Annotated in this window: 16 protein-coding genes and 1 pseudogene; 4 read left to right on the top strand and 13 right to left on the bottom strand. The window is 43.2% G+C overall.

Annotated elements, in window-relative coordinates:
• Nucleotides 1-529: 529 nt before the first annotated feature.
• From PX481_RS04200 to queA, 4 genes are all read right to left on the bottom strand, one after another.
• A complete protein-coding gene (locus PX481_RS04200) occupies nt 530-2,260 on the bottom strand; it encodes an Rqc2 family fibronectin-binding protein (RefSeq protein ID WP_002756619.1) in 1,731 nt (576 codons plus the stop codon).
• A gap of 250 nt (nt 2,261-2,510) precedes the next feature.
• Nucleotides 2,511-3,617: a glycine cleavage system aminomethyltransferase GcvT gene (gene gcvT, locus PX481_RS04195; protein WP_002756620.1), complete on the bottom strand. Its 1,107-nt coding sequence runs from the start codon at nt 3,615-3,617 to the stop codon at nt 2,511-2,513.
• Between the two features lie 239 nt (nt 3,618-3,856).
• Nucleotides 3,857-5,545: a serine protease gene (locus tag PX481_RS04190; RefSeq protein WP_002756621.1), complete on the bottom strand. Its 1,689-nt coding sequence runs from the start codon at nt 5,543-5,545 to the stop codon at nt 3,857-3,859.
• A 163-nt stretch (nt 5,546-5,708) separates the two neighbouring features.
• Nucleotides 5,709-6,806, bottom strand: a complete 1,098-nt coding sequence (gene queA / locus PX481_RS04185) for a tRNA preQ1(34) S-adenosylmethionine ribosyltransferase-isomerase QueA (protein WP_288059929.1) — start codon at nt 6,804-6,806, stop codon at nt 5,709-5,711.
• 160 nt (nt 6,807-6,966) lie between these two features.
• On the opposite strand from queA, the gene PX481_RS04180 reads away from it, so the two are divergent.
• Nucleotides 6,967-7,356 (top strand): hypothetical protein, encoded by a 390-nt coding sequence (locus tag PX481_RS04180; protein ID WP_190380781.1) that lies wholly within the window; start codon nt 6,967-6,969, stop codon nt 7,354-7,356.
• A 3-nt stretch (nt 7,357-7,359) separates the two neighbouring features.
• On the opposite strand, the gene PX481_RS04175 is transcribed toward PX481_RS04180, so the two are convergent.
• Nucleotides 7,360-8,412, bottom strand: coding sequence for an LOG family protein (locus PX481_RS04175; protein WP_288093757.1), 1,053 nt, complete (start codon nt 8,410-8,412; stop codon nt 7,360-7,362).
• A 246-nt stretch (nt 8,413-8,658) separates the two neighbouring features.
• Nucleotides 8,659-9,846 (bottom strand): tetratricopeptide repeat protein, encoded by a 1,188-nt coding sequence (locus PX481_RS04170; protein ID WP_288093755.1) that lies wholly within the window; start codon nt 9,844-9,846, stop codon nt 8,659-8,661.
• 37 nt (nt 9,847-9,883) lie between these two features.
• Between PX481_RS04170 and PX481_RS04165 the strand changes: the two genes are divergently transcribed.
• Nucleotides 9,884-11,059 (top strand): esterase-like activity of phytase family protein, encoded by a 1,176-nt coding sequence (locus PX481_RS04165; protein ID WP_052275540.1) that lies wholly within the window; start codon nt 9,884-9,886, stop codon nt 11,057-11,059.
• 111 nt (nt 11,060-11,170) lie between these two features.
• Here the strand turns inward: PX481_RS04165 and PX481_RS04160 are convergent, their stop codons facing one another.
• From PX481_RS04160 to PX481_RS04150, 3 genes are all read right to left on the bottom strand, one after another.
• Nucleotides 11,171-11,722, bottom strand: coding sequence for a LabA-like NYN domain-containing protein (locus PX481_RS04160; protein WP_002751943.1), 552 nt, complete (start codon nt 11,720-11,722; stop codon nt 11,171-11,173).
• A 381-nt stretch (nt 11,723-12,103) separates the two neighbouring features.
• Nucleotides 12,104-12,928 (bottom strand): sulfurtransferase, encoded by an 825-nt coding sequence (locus PX481_RS04155; protein ID WP_288093752.1) that lies wholly within the window; start codon nt 12,926-12,928, stop codon nt 12,104-12,106.
• Complete coding sequence (locus PX481_RS04150) at nt 12,897-13,340, bottom strand: ATP-binding protein (RefSeq protein ID WP_002756640.1); 444 nt, start codon at nt 13,338-13,340, stop codon at nt 12,897-12,899. Before PX481_RS04150 ends, PX481_RS04155 begins: the two co-directional genes overlap by 32 nt.
• Nucleotides 13,341-13,512: 172 nt before the next feature.
• On the opposite strand from PX481_RS04150, the gene PX481_RS04145 reads away from it, so the two are divergent.
• Nucleotides 13,513-14,649 carry a PP2C family protein-serine/threonine phosphatase gene (locus PX481_RS04145; protein ID WP_288093750.1) on the top strand — a complete coding sequence of 379 codons (1,137 nt, stop codon included), beginning with the start codon at nt 13,513-13,515 and terminating at the stop codon, nt 14,647-14,649.
• Here PX481_RS04145 and PX481_RS04140 read toward each other — a convergent pair whose 3' ends face one another.
• A complete protein-coding gene (locus PX481_RS04140; RefSeq protein WP_002756645.1) occupies nt 14,650-14,973 on the bottom strand; it encodes an STAS domain-containing protein in 324 nt (107 codons plus the stop codon).
• 145 nt (nt 14,974-15,118) lie between these two features.
• On the opposite strand from PX481_RS04140, the gene crtO reads away from it, so the two are divergent.
• On the top strand, nt 15,119-16,765 hold the full coding sequence (gene crtO / locus PX481_RS04135; protein ID WP_288093748.1) for a beta-carotene ketolase CrtO: 1,647 nt from the start codon (nt 15,119-15,121) through the stop codon (nt 16,763-16,765).
• Nucleotides 16,766-16,887: 122 nt separating this feature from the next.
• On the opposite strand, the gene PX481_RS04130 is transcribed toward crtO, so the two are convergent.
• From PX481_RS04130 to PX481_RS04120, 3 genes and pseudogenes are all read right to left on the bottom strand, one after another.
• On the bottom strand, nt 16,888-18,903 hold the full coding sequence (locus PX481_RS04130; protein ID WP_288093747.1) for an ABC transporter ATP-binding protein: 2,016 nt from the start codon (nt 18,901-18,903) through the stop codon (nt 16,888-16,890).
• Nucleotides 18,904-18,957: 54 nt separating this feature from the next.
• Nucleotides 18,958-20,130: a glycosyltransferase gene (locus PX481_RS04125; RefSeq protein WP_288093746.1), complete on the bottom strand. Its 1,173-nt coding sequence runs from the start codon at nt 20,128-20,130 to the stop codon at nt 18,958-18,960.
• A gap of 107 nt (nt 20,131-20,237) precedes the next feature.
• Nucleotides 20,238-20,562, bottom strand: a pseudogene (locus PX481_RS04120) (transporter); the annotation flags it as partial.

The following is a 20,562-nucleotide window of genomic DNA, read 5'->3' as shown; positions in this document are numbered from 1 at the left end:
GGGGCCCCCGAAAACAGGCTTCTGTAAGGTCGCGAAAGTCTGGGGAGAGAACCACCTCTGGGTTGGATTTCGCCAGGAATCTAATTCAAGTGGACTCGTTGAGCCAGAAATTCACAGCAGTGATGCTAGAAGAATCCACGTCGTAAACGGCGTGGGGTATGTCAAAAAAAGCTGGATGCCAACTATCCCTCTTTCATCCCAAAGATAGAGCAAATATTCTCAACAATCAAACTCAGTCAACTGGGCAATAAGTCTCGGAAACCCAAAAGAAAGTTGAGGAAAGTGACAGAAGCGGTTAGGTGAGGATAAAATACCAGTGGTCGCTTTAATATCACCTGAATAGTCGGTTTTTTGTGTCTTTCCCGAGACTATCGGCTGCTACCACTGGTTTGCTGTTGTTTGTTGTTGTAATCCGAGGAAATATAGTTCTTGCGTTCCCAAGCGCCTGAACTGCATTTGTCTCTCTAGTAACAATTGTAACAGACAATACCCATTTTGTGTAAAAAAAAGTAAACAATTTGGTAGAAAATTATTTTTTGCGGTAATCTTCAACCCTCTGAGGACAGCCCCAGATTACCGTTTCCTGTTTGTAAACCACCATACCGGGCTTGGCGCCCTTGGGTTTATAGACGTATTTGGGACGGGTATAGACGACGGGAACCTGTTCACTATGGCGAGCGCGGCTATAATAAGCGGCGTAATCGGCGGCAAATTGCAGATCGGCGGCTTCTGGAACTGTACCGGGGGTTAAACGGAGTAAAACGTGACTACCAGCGATTTCTTGACTATGAAACCAGATATCGTAATCGCTGGCGCTACGAAAAGTTAGCCGATCATTTTGACGGTTATTTCTGCCAATCCATAATTCTACTCCAGAGGGAGTAATAAAGCGCATGGGTTCAGATTCTTTGTTATTCGTCCGATTACGCTGGTAATTGCTTTCTAGATACTTTTGTTGGATTAATTCTTCTTGTATCTCGTCTAATGCCTGTAAATCTTCGCTGCTGCTATAATTTTCTAGTTGACTTAAACTCGATCGCACTTGTTCGAGATAATTAATTTCACTGACCACTTCCTCTAATAAAGGTTCCACCGCTAACCGCGCCCTTTTTAATTTCTGATGTTGTTTATAAAAATATTGGGCATTCTGCACGGGATTTCTTTCGGGATCGAGAGGAATAATTACAGGTGTTCCTGTCTGGAAATCCGCCAAACTAATGCTAGTCATTCCCTGCTGTATTTGCTGCAGATTTGCCATTAATAAATCCCCTTGCTCTTTATAGCGATCAGCATGAGCAGATTCTGCTAGTCTTCTTTGAAATCCTGCGGCTTTGGTTTGCAGTTTAGTCAGTAAAGAGGTGATTTTTTGGCTTAATTTTTGCTGTAGTTGTCGAAAACTTTCTTGATTAATTTGGTCGCTATAATAACGGTTTAATAATTCTTGGACATTTTTAGCCGCCGCCAGCATCTCCCCACCGATAACTGTATAACCTTCGCTTGTCCATCCCGGTTGAAAGGTTTTATTTTCGAGCATTTTTAACCATTCTTGCCAGGCCGAAAAGAGCTTTTCCCAATCATTAGTATCTAACTGATCCGTGTTTAATTTCGGGTTAATTTTGGCTTTTTGCAACAGCGATCGAGCGATGACCGGACTAACACCACGATAGGTACTAACTAACTGTTTTTCGATAGTTTTAGGGATTAAACTAACTCTGGCTTGCCAACTGCTCAAGGATTCTTCTAAACTGGGATTTGTTGCCAATAAAACGGGGGGTAGTTGATAGATTTGTCCCGTTTGTACGGTGCGAACACTAGACTGGGTGGCATTGACTTGATGGGCAACGGTGACAATTTGATTGTCAGCCGCAGTTAAAATAACATTGCTATATTTGCCCATAATTTCTATATACAAATGCCCCAGGGCCGGATCATCGGGACGTTGGGCAAATTGTAGATCGATGACTCTTTCCCACGGGGCAACAAATGCTAATTTTGTCAGGGCAAAACCATTGAGTTGATGACGCAATTGATCGCTGAAAGTGAAGGTATCTGGGACTTTTGGCGGTGGATCACCAATATGCAGCCGCGCCCCTTGGGGATGCCAAGAAATAATTAACCATCCCTTGCGATCGAAGGTTCGTAAATGGAGGGCGATCGTTTGGCGATCAATTTGATACACTTGTTCTAGTCTTGCGGGCAGCCAAGTGGCGGCAATTTCGGCACAAGTGGCGCTGAGGGTGGTAAAGTCTACGGATTGCATTTTCAGGATTCAGCTGTAGGGTGGGTTAGGCGACGGTAACTGCTACAGTTTAGTATTGATTTTGTGTTCGCCGTAACCCACCAAATTATTGCTCCTTTTTTCTCGGTGCTTTAGGTTGGTGCGTTACGCTGCGCTAACGCACCCTACTGGACTGTTTCAGCTAAAATAGGGCAATAGATTTCGGCTTAAAGTCTTAGATTATAGAATTTATAGCATTTTTCTAATACACCAAATTAGCTGAAACAAACCACTACTTTTTACTTTTATAAAAGGGTTTTTTAACGACGGTAGCGGGGTAGGTAGTGCCGCGGATTTCTACTTCGATCGCCTGTCCGATCGAGGCGAAAGGTGTGGGAAGATAGGCTAAAGCGATCGCTGTGTTTAAAGTTGGTGATAAAGTGCCACTGGTGACTTTACCCACCACTTCCCCAGCGAATACTACCGGATAATCGTGACGGGCGATATGTTTGCCGGACATCTGCAATCCCACCAAGCGCCGATTCACACCATTAAGTTTTTGGTCTTCAAGGACATTGCGACCGATAAAATCGCCTTTTTCTGGCAGATGAACCAACCAATTTAAGCCTGCCTCTAGGGGACTCGTGCTATCGTCGATATCCTGTCCATAAAGGGCTAAAGCTGCCTCTAAACGCAGGGTATCCCGCGCTCCTAAACCGCAGGGAGTCACCCCTAAATTTAAGAATTCCGTCCAAAGTCGCTGCCCGATTTCAGGAGCGGCCATAATTTCAAAACCATCTTCTCCCGTGTAACCGGTCCTAGCGATAAAAACTTTTTCCCCGAAAAGCTGGCTTTCCCAGTGATTAAATAGGCCAAAATCGCTTAATTTTTCCCCGACCAAGGGCTGTAAAATTGTGGCCGCCTTGGGTCCTTGCAGGGCAATTAAGACCCTTTCTCGCGATAAATCCTTTAATTTGACCCCCGAACCCTCTAAATTGCCTAAAATCCATTCTCGATCTTTATCGGTGGTTGAGGCATTAACAATTAATACGCCTTGGCTTTCGCTTTGGTAGTAAAAGATAATATCATCGATTATGCCACCGTCCGGGTTAAGTAAAACGCTATATTGTGCTTTTCCTGCCCTTAAACGGGCTAAATTAGAGGGAACTAGGGTTTGGAGAGATTGAACCAGATTATCTCCAGTTAAGATAAATTTGCCCATGTGGGAAATGTCAAACATCCCGACACCATTGCGGACAGCATTATGTTCGATTTTTAGGCCGCTAAACTGTATCGGCATCTCCCAACCCGCAAAAGGGGTAAATTTGCTGGTTTGTTGGGCAATTAGGTCATATAAGGGGGTACGAATAGCGGGGGAAGTTGCTTCTTGGTTAGCCACGGTGATCTCGATCGACTGGTTTTCTGCCTAGACTAGCATAGCAGTTATCAGGAGACAGGAGACTCCGAGACAGGAGACTCCGAGACAGGAGACAGGAGATTATTTTTATTTATACTTCCCACACCCCACACCCCACACCCCACACCCCACACCCCACACCCTACACCCTACACCCTACACCCCACACCCCGCTTCCCCACCTCCCCACACCCCACTTCCCCACTTCCCCACTTCCCAATTCATAATTCCCACTCCCTTAACCTTTCTCGCACCCTGTCAATGGGAATTGCGAAACCGCAGCCCAATTTAACGGCATTTTCTAGGGGTTTAGGAGTGGAGGGATCATCACAAAATAAACTCGCTTGGGAAATCACTCCCACCACTTGATTTTTATCGTTTAAAACTGGACTTCCCGACTGTCCAGAAACGACAAACATGGACAAACTTAAGGATTTTTGGTTATTATCATTAACAGTGCCTTTGCTGACAGTCCAATCTTTTTGATTAAAAGGATTACCGATCGAGATTACTGGTTGATTAGCGGCAATTGGTAGGGGCGCTAAAGCTAAAGGTTTTAAATCTGGGGGGGGATTTTTTACCTCTAATACTGCTAAATCGAGCCAGTCGTTAGGGGGGGTAGTGTGGAGAATTTTAGCTTTTGAACGCTTGGGAATTTTTCCCTGGGGTGGTTGGCTATAATACTCGACAAAAATGCGCGCCCCTGCATCGATTTCTTGACGGTAATTCGTAACCACATGGCGGTTAGTCACGATCCAAGCTGTATCTTGATCTCGTTTTAATAACCAACCAGTGCCGATACCATTGTTATTTTTGCCACGAATGACAATTTTAACAATTGAGCGTTTTAAATTCACCAGAGGATCACTCTTAACACTGGGAATTATCTCTGGCATTTTTAATAATTCGGGATTGTCGTGAATCAATCGCCCCCGTTGAATTTCCTCTAAAATAAATCTAACTTCTGATAAATTGGGATCAATTTCTACGGCCTGCCGACACCAATTTAGACCCTCATCGATCTGACCGTTGTTGATATAGATATAACAGAGATTTTCGTAAATATTAGCATTCTTGGGACTAATTTGGCGCGCCTGTTGAAAAACTGCCATGGCTTCCCCTAGTTTTCCCTGTTCCGCTAAAGCTTTACCTAAATAATTATAAATATCCCCATCTTTAGGGGCGTAAATTAAAGCCTGTCGATATATTTGCTCTGCTTCCTCCCATTTTCCCTGTTTTGCTAGGGTTTCTCCTAATTTTTTGTAGGTTTCACCCTGATTAGGTATCAATTCTAGAGCTTGCTGATAGGCATAACTGGCCTCTGGCCAGAGTTGCTGTTCACTGTAGGCCTTTCCCAGATAAAAATAGGCTTTTCCCTGAGTAGGATCGAGAAAAACCGCTGCTTGCAGAGCTTTCGCCGCCTCATCCCAACGTTGTGAACTATAGAGGGCTTTTCCTAGCTGAAATTGCGCTTTAAAAGTTGGTTTAATGATAATTGCTTTTTGGTAAGCATCGATCGCCTCTGACCATTTTTCCTCCTGCGCGAAGATATCCCCCAAAGCCACTAAATAATTACTTTGGGAGGGTTCCATCGGTGGTTTATTATTAACGATAAAGCCACGATTATATGCTTGTAAGGCTTCAGAATAGCGTTTTTGACTTTGCAAGACCTGAGCGATTTTTATATGGGCTTGGACTGAATTTTCGTGAAAAGATAAAACTGTTCGGTAAGCAGACAGAGCCGATTCCTTCTCCCCCGCGGCCAAAAGTCGATCGCCTTGCCAGAGATAGGCCAAGGCAATAAGATAAAAAATAGCAAAGGGAGCGGCGACGATGAACGCAATAATTAAAAATATTTGCAGGGGTTTGCTAGAATAGCGGCGACCAATTTTAATATCTTTTCTTTTCATTTCTTGGTTAGGATAGACAACAGGCTAGAGGTGGTTCGATAATCGACCTAGACCAATTTAGATGCGCGGGCCGCTTACACATATTTTTCCCCTTTCCTGTTGCCCTTTCCGCAGTTCTGCTCCTCCTTCTTTCTAGGGTGTGGATGTAATTTTGCCCAACTACTTACCGATTACTGCTGCAAGCGCTGGGTAGGATTAACATAGCGTCACCGAAGGAATAGAAACGGAAACGTTCTTGGATAGCTGCTTGATACAATGCCAGTAGTCTTTCCCGTCCGACTAAGGCACTGACTAACATCATCAAACTGGACTTGGGTAGGTGAAAATTAGTGATCATGCCGTCGATAACCCGCCATTGATAACCCGGATAGACAAATAAATTGGTTTTTCCCTGAAAAGCGGTTAATTTATCGCTCTTAGTTTCTTTAATTGCCCCTTCCAAGGCGCGAGCTACCGTGGTTCCTACGGCGATAACCCGGCCACCTCTAGCCTTTGTTTGGGCGATTTTTTCGGCAGTTTCGGCGGAAATCTGCAAAAATTCTTGGTGCATTAGGTGTTCTGTAATATTTTCCACTTCCACGGGACGAAAGGTTCCCACTCCCACATGAAGGGTGATATAGGCGGTATCTATACCCTTCTGGGCGAGCTTATGGAATAATTCGGGAGTAAAATGTAATCCGGCCGTGGGAGCGGCCACAGAACCCTGTTTATAACCGTAAACTGTTTGATAACGGTCTTCTTCCGCCTCTGATTCGGTGACGTAGGGGGGGAATGGAATATGACCGTACTCCTCCAACATATCCCAAAAACTGCGTCCGGGATGACGTTGAAATTCTAGCAGACGACCACTGGTGTTTAGATCTCGATCGATTACTTTCGCTAACCATAATTTTGCTTGGTCTTCCGTTCGCCCTGTTTTCGGATAAAAAAGGACTTCTGAACCGACTTTAAAGCGTTTTCCAGGTTTCACTAGGGATAACCAACGATAGTTATCTTGTTCTTCCAATAGTAATATTTCTATGGGTGCGCCGGTGGTTTTACGTCCAAATAAACGGGCCGGAATCACGCGGGTATCGTTGAGAACCAACAAATCCCCCGGCTCTAACCAAGTGGGTAAATCCCGAAAAATAGCCAAATTATGACTATTAGGAGAATCTAACACCAAAAGACGGGAACTGTCTCGGGGGTCTGCGGGATTTTGGGCAATTAACTCCGGAGGAAGGTGATAATCGTAGCTGGAGAGTGATTGGTCAGGGATCATCGTCGTTATCATCATAAAGATCTTCGCAAAAGTTGGGTAATTCTACCCAGGCGAACTTCACTAAATCGGGGATTTCTCCCCTTGATATCTGGAACGGTTTATCGTCAGACTAGAGATATAACACTAATCGTGACTATTAGCCAACATCCCAGCGGCCACTATGGACTATCTCTATTTTCTTGCTAACGCTAGTCTAACGCTACGAGTCACCGAATACCTGCGATCGATGACTCATCTACCCTCCTCCGTCATGACGGTTATCCATCAGATTAACGGTTGGGTGGTCAAGGTCAAGTTTAATCAAATGCTTACTCCTTGCCAACACGGGGATTTTCGCGCCTACATGAATGAGTTAGGGATTCCCTATCAACCGGAAATGCGTCTCCAGATGGTTTTTTGGAGTTTGGAAACGGGACAATCTCCTATTGATGTCATGCGTCGTTACCAAGTGGCGATCGTGTCCCATGGTACCCCGGATCAGCAAGATATAGAGGTTTTTCGGCAACAATTTACTAAGGGTTTAGGATACTGTCCGGAAACTCTGGCCTAGGGTTTATTTTCTTTCGGGATGCTCTTCGAGGGCAACTACAGGACTCAAATCGTTGATGTGATCAATTAACTGATACAAGCGTCCGTAATTCTTGCCGTTAAAGTAAAAAACTAGACGGGGTAAATGGTGGGTGGAATCCCGACTTTCTCGTTCTAGAATTTGACTAGGTTCGATTTTCCCCTTAACTAGGATATCGCCGAAGTTTTGGTTAATTTGTTCGATCTGTTCCCCGCTTAGTTCGTGATTAAGACGAATAACAAAGGATTCTCCCACAAAACGGCTGGAGTGATACACCCGATAGAAGTGGCGAATTGTTTGACAAGCGTAGTCTAGATCGTTGGTAATAGTATAAAAATTCCGATCTTCGGCGGATATCAGTCCTCTTTTTTGCAGATTTTCACTAATTTGTTCTTGCCAAGTTTGCCAGTAATCCCCATCAGGCTCATCAATTAATACTAGGGGTGCAGGTCCGTATTTACCGGTTTGACAGAGGGTAAGGGTTTCAAAGGCCTCATCTTGGGTGCCGAAACCACCGGGGAATAAAGCTACTGCGTCACTTTCCCGCAGAAAAAATAGTTTTCTGGTAAAGAAATATTTAAAATCGATTAATTTGGCATCATTTATGATATGGGGATTAGCCCCCTGTTCAAAGGGTAGCTGAATATTTAATCCGAAGGAATTTTCCCGTCCAGCACCTTCATTCCCTGCTTGCATGATGCCACCCCCAGCGCCGGTTAACACCATAAAACCGTATTGACTGATACGACGTGCGAACTCTACTGCGAGACGGTATTCACTGCTGTCGGGTTTGATGCGTGCCGAGCCAAAAATGGTAAGTTTACGAATGTGACGGTAGGGGTAAAATACCTGAAATCCCTTTTCTAGATCTTCGATCGCGTAGGTTAAAATTTTCCAATCCAGGCGATCGATTTCCTCCTCGGCAATTCTGACTATTGCTTCCAGAGATCTTTGAATCCATTTACTATCTTTTAAGTGGGGCAAATGTTGCAGCAATTTCAGCAAGTCTTCGGTTAATTCAGAATAGGAATTTTCCATTGGTGGGTTGGGTTTTGGGTTTTAGGGTGTTGGGGTGTTGGGGTTTTAGGGTGTTGGGGAAGATATTTCTTAGTCCCCATTTCCCCATTTAAGTAGGGAGGCACAATTATTTGTAGGATGGGTTAGCGGTAGCGTAACCCATGCGGGCGTTGGGTTTCATGCTTCAACCCAACCTACGTTCATCTTATATTTAATTCCACCCACCTACTTATATGTCCATTAGTTAACTATTCAAAGACTTAAAGATCACTGTTCAGGATTATTTATTGCTTGATTAACTTGGGTGATTTGGGTTTGAAAATATTGTTCACGATAACGGATAGCTTGGGCTAATTTCGCACCTTTTTGGAAAGCGAGTAAAGCTTGGGGATAATTTTTTCTCTCTAGATAAATTTGACCGATTTGATCGTAGGTATTCATTAAACCGTAGTAATTATAACCCAATTCATGGACTTTAATTAATTCTTGATAGATTTGTAAAGCATAATCCACCTGTTGATAACTTTTATAGAGTTCGGCCAACTTATTTAAAGCTTCTCCTGCGGTGCCGTACTGTTGTAAAGCAAAAGCGAGAGAATAGGCTTCTTGAAAGTTTTGGCTGGCTTTATTTGCATCTTTTAAAGCTTGGTAATCTAAACCAATTTGAATTTTTAGAGCGGGGATTAACTGTATTTGCTGATTTCTGATTTGGGTTTCAGCTATTTCTTCTTTAATTTTTACGGCGTTAGCTGGTTGCAGAGATTCTCGATAAATTTCTGCTAGTCTTTGCAAATAAATTCCTTGAGTCAAAGAATTATTCTGCACCTTAGAAATAGTTAATAATTCCTCATAGACTGGAGCTGCTTTTTGATAATCAAAACGGGATAAATGAATTTGACCAAGTTTATTTAAAGTTGCTTCTACTGCCAGATTATCACCAGATTGTCTGGCATTAGCTAGGATTTTATCATAGATAATTATCGCCTCATTAAAAGCTCGTACCTGTTCATAGGATGTACCTAGTAATGCTAATAATTCCCCGTCCATTGTCTGGTTAGTTTCCGCAGTTTTTTGCAGAGCTTTTAAACGAGCAGTAATTAATTTAACATCCTCGGTTCGATCTCGATTCCAAGCTGCTAAACCCACTTTTCCCAAAGATTTTACTTCTTCTTTTGCTCCTAAATAACGATTTAATTTAATCACTTCATACCAGATAGGAAAAGCTTCCTCATTTAATCCCGCATCGTATTTAGCTTGAGCTTCAGCATCGCGTTGATCGATGTATAATAACAGTTGACGACGCTCCAAGGGAGTTAAAGGGCGATCGATTGCGGGTAATAAAGGACTTTTTAGGGGAGTTTCGAGGGGATTGGGTGCAGGGGTTTCTGTTTGTGCTAGGAGAGGAAGGGAAGTACCGATCAAACAGAGCCATAAACTGAGAGAAAAACGTAGCATAATAGATTGATAGGAGCGTAGTAGAGGATGATATTTTGTGATCGATCGATTCTATAAGAGACTGACTGCCGAAAATTTGCGTTTCCCAATTTTGGGTTTAATTGCTAGTTTGATTGTAACCTTTAGTCTGGGGGCCTGTGGTGTCTCCCCGCAAGTTTTAGCAGAACAACGAATGTTTCTACCCCTCTCGGTCGAGTTTTTGGGAGAATATCAATTGCCACAAGCGGATTATCAAGGGACAAGGGTGGGGGGATTATCGGCAATTACCTATGATCGTGCCAATAACCGCTTTTATCTCCTCAGTGATGATCGTTCTCAGAAAGCTCCGGCCCGCTTTTATCGGGCTAGTTTGCAGATAAATGGTGAAAAAATCGAAAAAGTGAATTTAGAGGCAGTCACGTTCCTAAAAGATGGCAAGGGAGAAACGTTTAAAAAGGGATCGATCGACCCGGAAGGTATCGCTTTTTCGCCCCGACAAACTTTGTTTATTTCCAGTGAAGGTGCGGTTAAACAGGGAATTGCTCCTTTTATTGCTGAATTTGATTTGCAGGGACAATTAAAGGAGTCTTTGTTAATTCCTAATCGCTTTTTACCAGATGATACCAATCAAAAAGGAATACAGGATAATTTAGGGTTTGAATCCTTAACTTTAGGGATTACCAGCACTCTCAAAGACGATCCTTTTCGTTTGTTTACTGCCACAGAAAGCGCGTTAATTCAAGATAGTCCCACGGGAAAAAGAGCAGAAAATCTCAGAGTGCGACTTCTTCATTATGTTATTGATCCGATTGGTGCGCCTGTGTTAGTATCAGAACAATTGTATGTGTTAGATGAGCCACCCAGTGGTGCGAGATACTACGGTTTAACGGAATTATTAGCTTTAGAAAAAGAGGGTTATTTTCTCAGTTTAGAGCGAACTTTTGGTTTAGAAGGTTTTGGAGCGAAACTATTTCAGGTAGTTAATGGGAGTGCCACTGATACGTCGAAAATTGCTCGGATACCGGGAGAATTAGAAGCTTTACAGGTGCAACCCTTGCGGAAAAAATTATTACTAGATTTAGGGACTTTAGGGATTGATTTAGATAATTTGGAAGGAATGACCCTCGGTCCAAGATTAGCTGATGGCAGTCGCTCTTTGATTTTAGTCAGTGATGATAATTTTAATCCGAATCAGGTCAATCAGTTTTTACTATTTCGACTCAAGGAAAAATAAACAAGAGATGGTTAATTGCCTCACCGATCCCCTTCTGGGAGAGGGGTTGGGGTGAGGACTACCAATAAAGAAAAAGGGGGTAAATAGCCGGTTTAAAGAGAAAACGGCTGGTTAATAATCACTTTTTTCGATATCTTTGCGAATATCGTTCAGGTCAATATAGCGATCGGTGGCGTTGCGTAATTCCCTAGCGATCATCCCTTCCGTAGAAACTACGGTAATATGAGTATTTTTAGAGCGCAATAGTTCGATCGCTCGTTCAAAATCGCCATCACCGCTAAATAAAATCACTCGATCGTATTGATCGACGGTATTAAACATATCGACGACAATTTCGATATCTAAATTAGCTTTCTGGGAAAACCGACCGGAACTATCATCATAATATTCTTTCAAAATTTTTGTTCTCACCGTATAACCCAAACTAATTAAAGCATCGCGAAAACCTCTTTGATCTTGGGAATCTTTTAAACCCGTGTACCAAAAGGCATTAATTAACATAATATTCGGGTCGTTGGTGAAGTAATTTAACACCTTACGCGGGTCAAAAAACCAACCATTTTTTTGTTGAGCATAAAACATATTATTGCCATCCACAAAAATCGAAAGGCGATCTTTCGGACGGGTGCCACCATTACAATGACAAAGACCGGCTTCTGTCATACAAAATACATACCTAATTTTTTATACAGTTTAACTATAAAATTACTTTTTAGTAATTTTACGGGGGAAAACGACTATTCTTTGGGGAATAGCGGTGATTTGAGAGCAAAAAGATAGCAACTAAAATAAAAATTAGCTTTTTTGTCTAAGTAGGGAGACACAATTATTTGTAGGATGGGTTAGCGGTAGCGTAACCCATGCGGGCGTTGGGTTTCATGCTTCAACCCAACCTACGTTTATCTTATATTTAATTCCACCCACCCACTTAGGAGACAAACTAGATAATAGTTTGGGAATAATTAAAAGTGATAATAGAGGGATTGTACAGTAATCAGGTCATTTTGATAATCTTTCTCGATAGATGGGTATCAATAGGGCTGGTTAGATCAGGTAGGAACACCAATCACTCCAACCTCCAGAATATAGCTTAACATTCTCGTATCCGGCTAGGGTCAGGGAAAAGATATTAACACAGGCTGTCACTCCTGAACCACAGTAGAGGATAATTTCTCGATCGCCTTGCCGCTCTTGCCAACGTTGTGTTTGCAGGTCCTGGGGTTGAGAAAAACCCTGACTATCGGTGACTTCCAACCAGGGATAATTAAGCGCCCCCTCGATGTGACCGGCGATCGGATCGATCGGTTCCCTTTCACCCCGATAGCGATCGCTTTCCCTGGCATCAATTAACACCACTCCCCCTTGCTCTTTTTGCCTTTTTACCTGCTCGATCGTGACTACCCAATCCTGTTGAACTTGGGGGAGAAAAGCGCCGGTTTTCGGCACAGGTATCTGATTAGAGACGGGATAACCGGCATTTAACCAATTTTGCCAACCACCATCGAGAATGCTGACTCGTTCATGGCCCAGATAACGTAATAACCACCAGAGACGACTGGCAAAGGCAAAACGGGAGGAATCGTAGGCGATGACATGGGTTTGACCAGAAATCACCCCTAAAGAGCTTAATTTAGCGGCTATCGTCTGCGGATTCGGTAAAGGATGACGGCCGCCATGAGGGGCAACGGGAGCCGATAAATCGCGATCGAGGTGTAAATAGAAGGCATTTTCAATATGATTGGCTAAATACTCTTGATAACCGAGATCGGGATCGTTTAACTGAAAACGACAGTCAATAACCATCAGATCGGGGCGATCGAGATTAGTCACTAACCAACTAGGAGAAACTAGGGGTGCGATCGGATTCATGGCGGGAAAATTGTTTAATAATTAACAGACAGTTGCGCTGATCTTCGCTGCGAGTATAACTGAGTTGATCGGCGATTTTTTGGAGGATCGGCAGTCCTTGCCCATGACCAGAGAAACTATAGTCATGATAGGCGTTTTTCTCGATAAAGTCCTCTAAATCGAAGGCGGAACCCCGATCCCAGATGCGAATTTCCATCTGGGATCGGGTAATCTCGATCTCGATCTCGATCGGGATTTCGGGAGGTAGGTGTCGGTGAGCGTGACGGACTGCATTGGTAAAACCTTCGGCAAGAGCAAGCTGACACTGGAGCCAGTCTTTTTGGGGAATGCCCGCTGGTTCAAGTTGCTCAAAATATTTTAAAACGGTATCTAAGGACTTGAGATCGCTATCTACCTGAAAAGAAATCTTCACCCCCGGCTTACCTCTCCAATGCCTTACGCTAGAAGTTATACCATTTTTCCCAAACTATGACTGATGTGTTAGCTCGATTCTGGATTTAATCCCTGGTTGAGGGACAAGCAAAGTCATCTGTCAGGGAGTCGGGGGTAGGCAGTAAGATTGAGATAGTCAAGTCACAAAAAAGATGGTACGAATTCTAGTAATTGATGATGATGGAGTAATTCAAACGTTTTTGAGCCGCGCTTTGCGGAAGGAATACGAGGTTTTTATTGCCAGTGATGGGGAAGAAGGATTAAAGCAAGCGGGGCAACTAAAACCAGCGATGATTATTTGTGATTGGATGATGCCGGGGATCGATGGGTTGGAAGTTTGCCGGCAAATTAAGCTCAATCCCCAACTGTCAACGACTTTTTTTATCCTCTTAACTTCTTTGGGATCGGTGGAGGATCGGGTCAAGGGATTGGATGCGGGGGCAGATGATTTTTTGTGTAAACCGATCGAGATTAATGAGTTAAGAGCGCGCGTGCGGGCGGGAATTCGTTTGCATCAATTAAGTCATGATCTGCAAGCGCAAAAACAATTACTAGAAATGGAGTTAGCGGAGGCGGCGGAATATGTGCGATCGCTGTTACCAGAACCTTTTATTTCTCCCAAACTTGCTATCGATTTTCGCTTCCTTCCTTCTCGTCAATTGGGGGGCGATGGTTTTGATTATTATTGGTTAGATAATGACCATTTGGTGTTATATCTTTTAGATGTGGCAGGCCATCGTTTGCGAGCGGCTTTACCTTCCCTTTCGGTGATTAATTTACTCCGTTCCCGTGGTTTAACTCAGGTGAATTACTATCAACCTAATCAGGTTTTACATGGGTTAAATCAAGTTTATCAAATCAGTCCTAAGAATGATAAATATTTTACTATCTGGTACGGAATTTATGATCAGAAACAACAACAGTTAACCTATGCCAGTGCCGGTCATCCCCCGGCAGTTCTCCTGACTCAAAAACCTTTTGGACAGATGATTGAAACCAGACTGAAAGCCCCCGGTTTTCCCATCGGAATGTTTCCGGAAGCAGAATATATCAATCAGGTTCAATCCCTGAATTTCTCCAGTAGCCTTTATCTTTTTAGCGATGGAATTTACGAGATCGATTGTGCTGATGGTAGGATGTGGGGACTAGAAAACTTTATTCAATCTTTACGAAATTATCACTGTAATTCTGCTAAAAATCTTGATAATTTTATTGAAAAAATTCAAGCTTTACAATTTGATGGTAATTTTAGGGATGATCTTTCGATCATGCAGGTGGATTTTCGTTAATTAACTTCCGAGGATTTTTTGTTCTAATTCTTCTCGGTTATTAAAAATTTCAAAAACTCGATCCATATCGGTCAATTCAAACAACATTTTTATCTGCTCATTAATCGAGCAGATCAATAGTTTACCCCCCGCAGAACGCACGGTTTTCAAGGATAAAACCAGCGCCCCTAAACCAGAGCTATCCATAAAGGTGACATCCTGGAAATCAACGATAATCACCTCTGAACCTCCCTGCACTGCTTCGGCAATTTCTTGGCGAAATTGGCTGGCTTGGTTGCCATCTAAAATACCCGATGGCTGCATAACTTTAATCGCAGAACTCATAAAAAAAAGGAAAAATTAAAGGTTTTCTAGCTTCTTACTAATAACTGCTCGCTGAAATCTGCTGACAGCAGCGAATCTTTAACTATTTTTAACATATTAGGGTCAAGAAAAGCGCAAAATTAAAAATAGGAATTTTTGAAACTGCATGGAAAGTTACGATGTCATCCTCATCGGTGCGGGGCATAATGGTTTAGTTTGTGCCGCCTATCTCCTCAAAGCCGGTTATCGCGTCCTGCTTCTGGAACAGCGTAGCGTACCAGGAGGAGCGGCAACCACAGAAGCGGTTATCCCAGATCTAGCCCCCGATTTTAAGTTTAATCTCTGTGCGATCGATCACGAATTTATTTTTTTGGGGCCGGTAATTGAGGAATTGGAGCTAAAACGCCACGGATTAGAGTATTTATTCTTCGATCCTACCGTTTTCTGTCCCCATCCCTCCGGCCAATATTTTCTTTCCTATCGCTCTCTGGAAAAAACTCACGCCGCAATTGCCCAGTTTTCTCGGCGAGATGCCGATCGCTACCTTCAGTTTATCGACTATTGGGCACAGTTGCTGAATGCGATCGGTCCTTGGTTTAACGCTCCGCCTCAAGATTTGCTCAGAATTGCCCGCAATTATAACTCTAGTGCCTTAGCTAGTGTCTGGAAAGCGATCGGCTCGAAAAAGAAACTGCTCGACTTCATCCGCACGATGATTACTTCCCCCGAAGATGTCCTCAATGAGTGGTTTGAGAGCGAATTTGTCAAAGCACCCCTGGCTCGTCTAGCGGCAGAAATTGGCGCTCCTCCCTCCCAAAAAGGCATTACCTCCGGGATGATGATGATGGCGATGCGTCACTCCCCCGGGGTGGCTCGCCCTCGTGGTGGTACAGGCGCACTAACAGAGGCTCTGGTGAAATGTGTTGTTAGTCTCGGTGGGGTGATTTTAACCGAGCAGAAGGTTAAACAGATTCTAATTGAGGAAGGAGAAGCGATCGGGGTTAGGGTGGACTCTGGACAGGAATATCTGGCAAAAGCGGGTGTTATCTCTAATATTGACGCTAGACGAGTTTTTTTACAGTTAGTCGCCTCCGCCGATGTGGATGCCGCCGATCCGGAATTGCGAGAAAGGGTAGAACGGCGAATTGTCAATAACAATGAAACAATTCTTAAAATTGATTGCGCCCTCGCCGAAGCACCAAGGTTCGAGGCTTACGATCACAAAGAGGAGTATTTACAGGGAACGATTCTCATCGCCGATTCCGTGCGTCACGTTGAACAGGCCCACGCTTTAACGATTTTGGGGCAGATTCCCGACGAAAATCCCTCGATGTACCTAGATATACCCACTATTCTCGATCCCTCCATGGCTCCCCAGGGCAAGCATACCCTCTGGATCGAATTTTTTGCCCCCTATCAGATTGCCGGGGCCGAGGGAACAGGATTAAACGGCACGGGATGGACGGAAGAATTAAAAAATCGCGTGGCCGATCGAGTTCTTGATAAACTGGCCGATTATGCCCCAAATCTCAAATCCGCCATTATTGCCCGTCGGGTGGAAAGTCCGGCCGAATTAGCTAATCGTTTGGGTTCCTATAAAGGTAATTACTATCATCTTGATATGACCTTAGATCAGATGATTTTCCTGCGTCCTTTGCCGGAAATAGCTAACTACAAAACCCCAATTAAAAACCTTTATTTAACTGGGGCAGGAACTCACCCCGGCGGCTCAATTTCGGGAATGCCGGGGCGCAATTGCGCCCAGGTTTTCCTGCGGGATCGAAGCACTTTTCTGCAAAGATTATTCAACTAATACTAAATCCGTTGAGTATAGGCTACATATTAGGACAGGCACTCATGCAAAAGGGAGAATAAATAATCAGTTTTTAATAACCGGATTTACTATGACAACAATTTTTGATTTTTGCAGGAGAGCTATCGAGTCGAGGAATACTCGTAGTCTTCGATAATATGGAGAAGTCGCATGGCTGAACTACAGGATTCTTCTAAAATTTCCTGTTTCTCCTGAGAATCTTCGATTAAATCTTCAGATACTAGACGCAGAGAACCTAAAAGACTATTAAGACTGCTTCTCGCTTCGTAGGATAAATAAGCTTTTCTTTTTTGCTCATCTTCCCTATTCTTAGAGTCGGCCTCTTTGCTATCACTGAATTGCAGAGCGTGTAAACGGGCATAATGACCACCTTGAGCTAATAATTCCTCATGATTGCCGATTTCTGCCACTTTTCCCTTGTCCAGCACCACAATTTGATAGGCTTTTTGAACAGTGGAAAGACGGTGAGCGATCACAAGAGTAGTCCGCTCGCGACAGAGTTCGTCGATCGCTTCCTGTACTAAACGCTCAGAAATTGTATCCAAAGCACTGGTGGCTTCATCGAGAATGAGAATATCCGGCTCTCGCAGTAAGGCACGAGCGATCGCTAATCTTTGTTTTTGTCCCCCCGAAAGTCTCACTCCCCGATCGCCAATTTCCGTATCCAGTCCTTCCGGCAGTTTGGAGATAAACTCGTAGGCATTCGCCCTTTTTGTCGCTGCTAAAATTTCTGCATCACTAACATCGCTTAATCCGTAGGCAATATTAAAACGGAGAGAATTATTAAAGAGAAAAGTGTCTTGACTGACTATTCCCATGGCTTTTCTCAGAGATTTGATCTCATAATCCCGTAAATCGTGACCATCAAACAGAATTCTCCCGGCTGTAGGATCATAAAAGCGTGGTAATAAATCAGCAATTGTCGATTTTCCCGCCCCCGAAGCACCAACAAGAGCGATCATTTTTCCTTTTGGAATCCAAAGATCGATGCCCTTGAGAACTAATTCTTGATGACCAGGATAGGAAAATTGGACGTTATCAAAATGAATACCTGTCTCTAATCTTTGATAGGGAATAGAGCCATTGCTCATAAATGGTTTATTCTCTCGAATGAGAAAGTCCGCTACCACCTCTACTGCGGAAACATCACCCAATAGACTACTCCTAGCACTGTTAATTTGACTAACTATCGGCAGGGCCCGGAAAAGTACATAGAGATAGGTTAATAAAATCGTCGCTAAAGCTTGGATTTGTTCATTAAAAAGATAACGACCAGCAATGATAATTAAAGCAATAATAATTACCCCACCGATCTCATTGAGCGGAGCGATTACAGCATTATTAATCTGGGCATCTAAACCCGCTTTCTCCCGGGCTTCGATATCTTCCACGATAGATTCTAATTCGTATCTCTCATTGCCTACCGCTTTAATTAGGCGAATTCCCGTTAACAGTTCCAACAGTTTATTAGTTTGCTGTTTAGCCGTTACGGTGATAATCTCTCCAAACTTTTTCGATCTCTTGACAAAGTATTGATTAAGCAGACCTAAAAAGCCACCCAAAACACTTGAAAGAATAGTTAATTGCCAAGAAATTGATAATAAAATAACTAAGTACATGAAAGCTGTAGCGATAATCTTAATCAGGTTTATGTAATTTCTAATTGATGCTACAGCCCGATTAATCTCCGACATGAAACGATTAAAAATATCTCCTATTTTACTTTTTACATAATAATCTATATCCACTTCTAGCAGCAGAATAACTGAATCAATTCGCATATCTTTTGCCATAATTAAAGACAAGTAAGTGCCTAGCAAATTACTGACAAAATTGGTAATGTGCTTGAGAATTAAAATTCCTAATATCGCCGCAAACATCCAGAAAAAACGAGTATCGACCGAGAAAACCTCGAAAACGGAGAGCAGCTTTTTGATAATTTGGGGGGCATTTTTTAAGATATCATTTTCGGGATTAATAAAAGAAATTAGCAAAGGGATAACTAAAATAGCTCCTACCCCATTAAATACGGTACTGACAAAGCCGATAACAATGCTGGAAACCACTAATACCCAGTGTTTCAGCGTATATTTAAGGAGAATTTGCTTAGGATTCATCGCTATAAGTAAGAAAGTAAATAGTCAACGGTCAATTATCCTACTCGCTACAATCTAATATTTCCCTTCCAGAGAAGTAATTATGCCAGAGAGAGTTGTCGCCATGGCGGTGGTACTATAGGAGGCGATACAGCGCTCTCTCGCTTTTAGTCCTCGTGCATTAGCCGAGTCGAGATGATTAAAAACTTCTCTAATTATGACAGCTAGTTGCTCTGGCGATCGAGGTTCGACTAAATAGCCAATATCAGCTAAAATTTCGGGAATATCTGCCACTTTAGTGGAAATAATCGGTTTAGCCATCGCCATACCATCGGTGAGTTTAATCGGAAATTGGGCGTTAGCCGTAGCTTCATCCCTCTGGGGAACGATAATAGCATGGGCAGCGGCAATAACTTCCGGCATTCGCTCGAGCGGTTGAGCAGGTAAATGAATTAACCAAGGTTGACCTTTTTCTAGCAAACTATCCAGATAACCATCCCCGATTTGGCGACCTCCCACCACCACCAATTTAAAATCAGGATCACCAATTTGATCTAAAGCGATTAAGACATCTTCTAAACCTTTGTGAGGTCTAGCTGTACCCGGGAACATTAAGACTTTATACGCGGATAAACCGTATTTTTGACGACAAGCGACAGGATCATAGAGATTGGGATCGAAAAGTTGCGTATCCTTGCCATTCGGTAAATAAATCCCCCCATAACGCTTTTGCAAAAATTGATTATTAACCGTCACCGCATCAGCGCGGTTAATTAAATTTTCCATCCAACGCAGATAAAGAGGGTGATTCGGATCCCTAAGCGCACCATTTTTTTTGAGGATATCCCTAGCTAATTGTCGAGGATAAGGACGATAGGACCATCGATCGCCACCAAACCAACTCATTTCCCAATCGTCAATATCGAGAATTAGGGGACGTGGGGAAAAAAAACGTTTCAGTAGGCCGACGCCAAAACTGGTGGGACGGGGTTTAACCGCATAGATAATCTCTCCGGAGAGGCGATCGAGTAAAGTTTTGATCTGGCCAAAAAACTGGGGATAATTATTGCCTTTGACCGATATCACGGGTAAATTCTGCGGTGGGGTTGGATAGATTTCCCGGCCAAAAATCGGGCCATAGACCGTCACCTGACAGTTTAGCTGTTGCAAGACTTGAGCAATCAAATAGACTCTTGTGCCACCACCACCGGATAAATCTGGTGCTAAAACAGAGATTTTTTTGTTCACGATCGCCGCTCAATCCAGATTATCTAGCACGATAGGAGAATGTTAATCAATGTTAACGTTTTTGTCAATCTTAGGCGAACTTAACATTAATGCCCCCCAGATATAGACTAGACAAAGAAAATTAACATATACATTGCCGAGACGACTAACTGAGTAAACATCACCGGTAAACCGTAGCGCAGAAAGGTATGAAAGCTAATTTTGCCCCCGTGTTGTTCAGCGATGCCGGCGGCGACAATATTAGAAGAAGCCCCCACTAAAGTACCATTACCTCCTAGGGTGGCTCCATACATCATCGCATAGAAAAGCGGTAAAACTTCCGGGGGAAAAGAACCGGCATAATCGGGGGAAAGAACTTCGGTCCCGACTAAATTAACATTAACAAGGTACTGTTTCAGTAGTGGAACCATGGCCACCACTAGGGGAATATTC

This window comes from Microcystis sp. M53603_WE2 (genome assembly GCF_030065435.1).
The sequence above is the reverse complement of the archived record's forward strand: the minus strand, read 5'-3'. Positions and strand labels throughout refer to the sequence as shown.

Coding starts and splice junctions, on each gene's coding strand:
- PX481_RS04200 (WP_002756619.1), bottom strand. CDS start 2,260: ATGCAATCCGTAGACTTTACCACCCTCAGCGCCACTTGTGCCGAAATT.
- PX481_RS04190 (WP_002756621.1), bottom strand. CDS start 5,545: ATGAAAAGAAAAGATATTAAAATTGGTCGCCGCTATTCTAGCAAACCC.
- queA (WP_288059929.1), bottom strand. CDS start 6,806: ATGATCCCTGACCAATCACTCTCCAGCTACGATTATCACCTTCCTCCG.
- PX481_RS04180 (WP_190380781.1), top strand. CDS start 6,967: ATGGACTATCTCTATTTTCTTGCTAACGCTAGTCTAACGCTACGAGTC.
- PX481_RS04175 (WP_288093757.1), bottom strand. CDS start 8,412: ATGGAAAATTCCTATTCTGAATTAACCGAAGACTTGCTGAAATTGCTG.
- PX481_RS04170 (WP_288093755.1), bottom strand. CDS start 9,846: ATGCTACGTTTTTCTCTCAGTTTATGGCTCTGTTTGATCGGTACTTCC.
- PX481_RS04160 (WP_002751943.1), bottom strand. CDS start 11,722: ATGACAGAAGCCGGTCTTTGTCATTGTAATGGTGGCACCCGTCCGAAA.
- PX481_RS04155 (WP_288093752.1), bottom strand. CDS start 12,928: ATGAATCCGATCGCACCCCTAGTTTCTCCTAGTTGGTTAGTGACTAAT.
- PX481_RS04145 (WP_288093750.1), top strand. CDS start 13,513: ATGGTACGAATTCTAGTAATTGATGATGATGGAGTAATTCAAACGTTT.
- PX481_RS04140 (WP_002756645.1), bottom strand. CDS start 14,973: ATGAGTTCTGCGATTAAAGTTATGCAGCCATCGGGTATTTTAGATGGC.
- crtO (WP_288093748.1), top strand. CDS start 15,119: ATGGAAAGTTACGATGTCATCCTCATCGGTGCGGGGCATAATGGTTTA.
- PX481_RS04130 (WP_288093747.1), bottom strand. CDS start 18,903: ATGAATCCTAAGCAAATTCTCCTTAAATATACGCTGAAACACTGGGTA.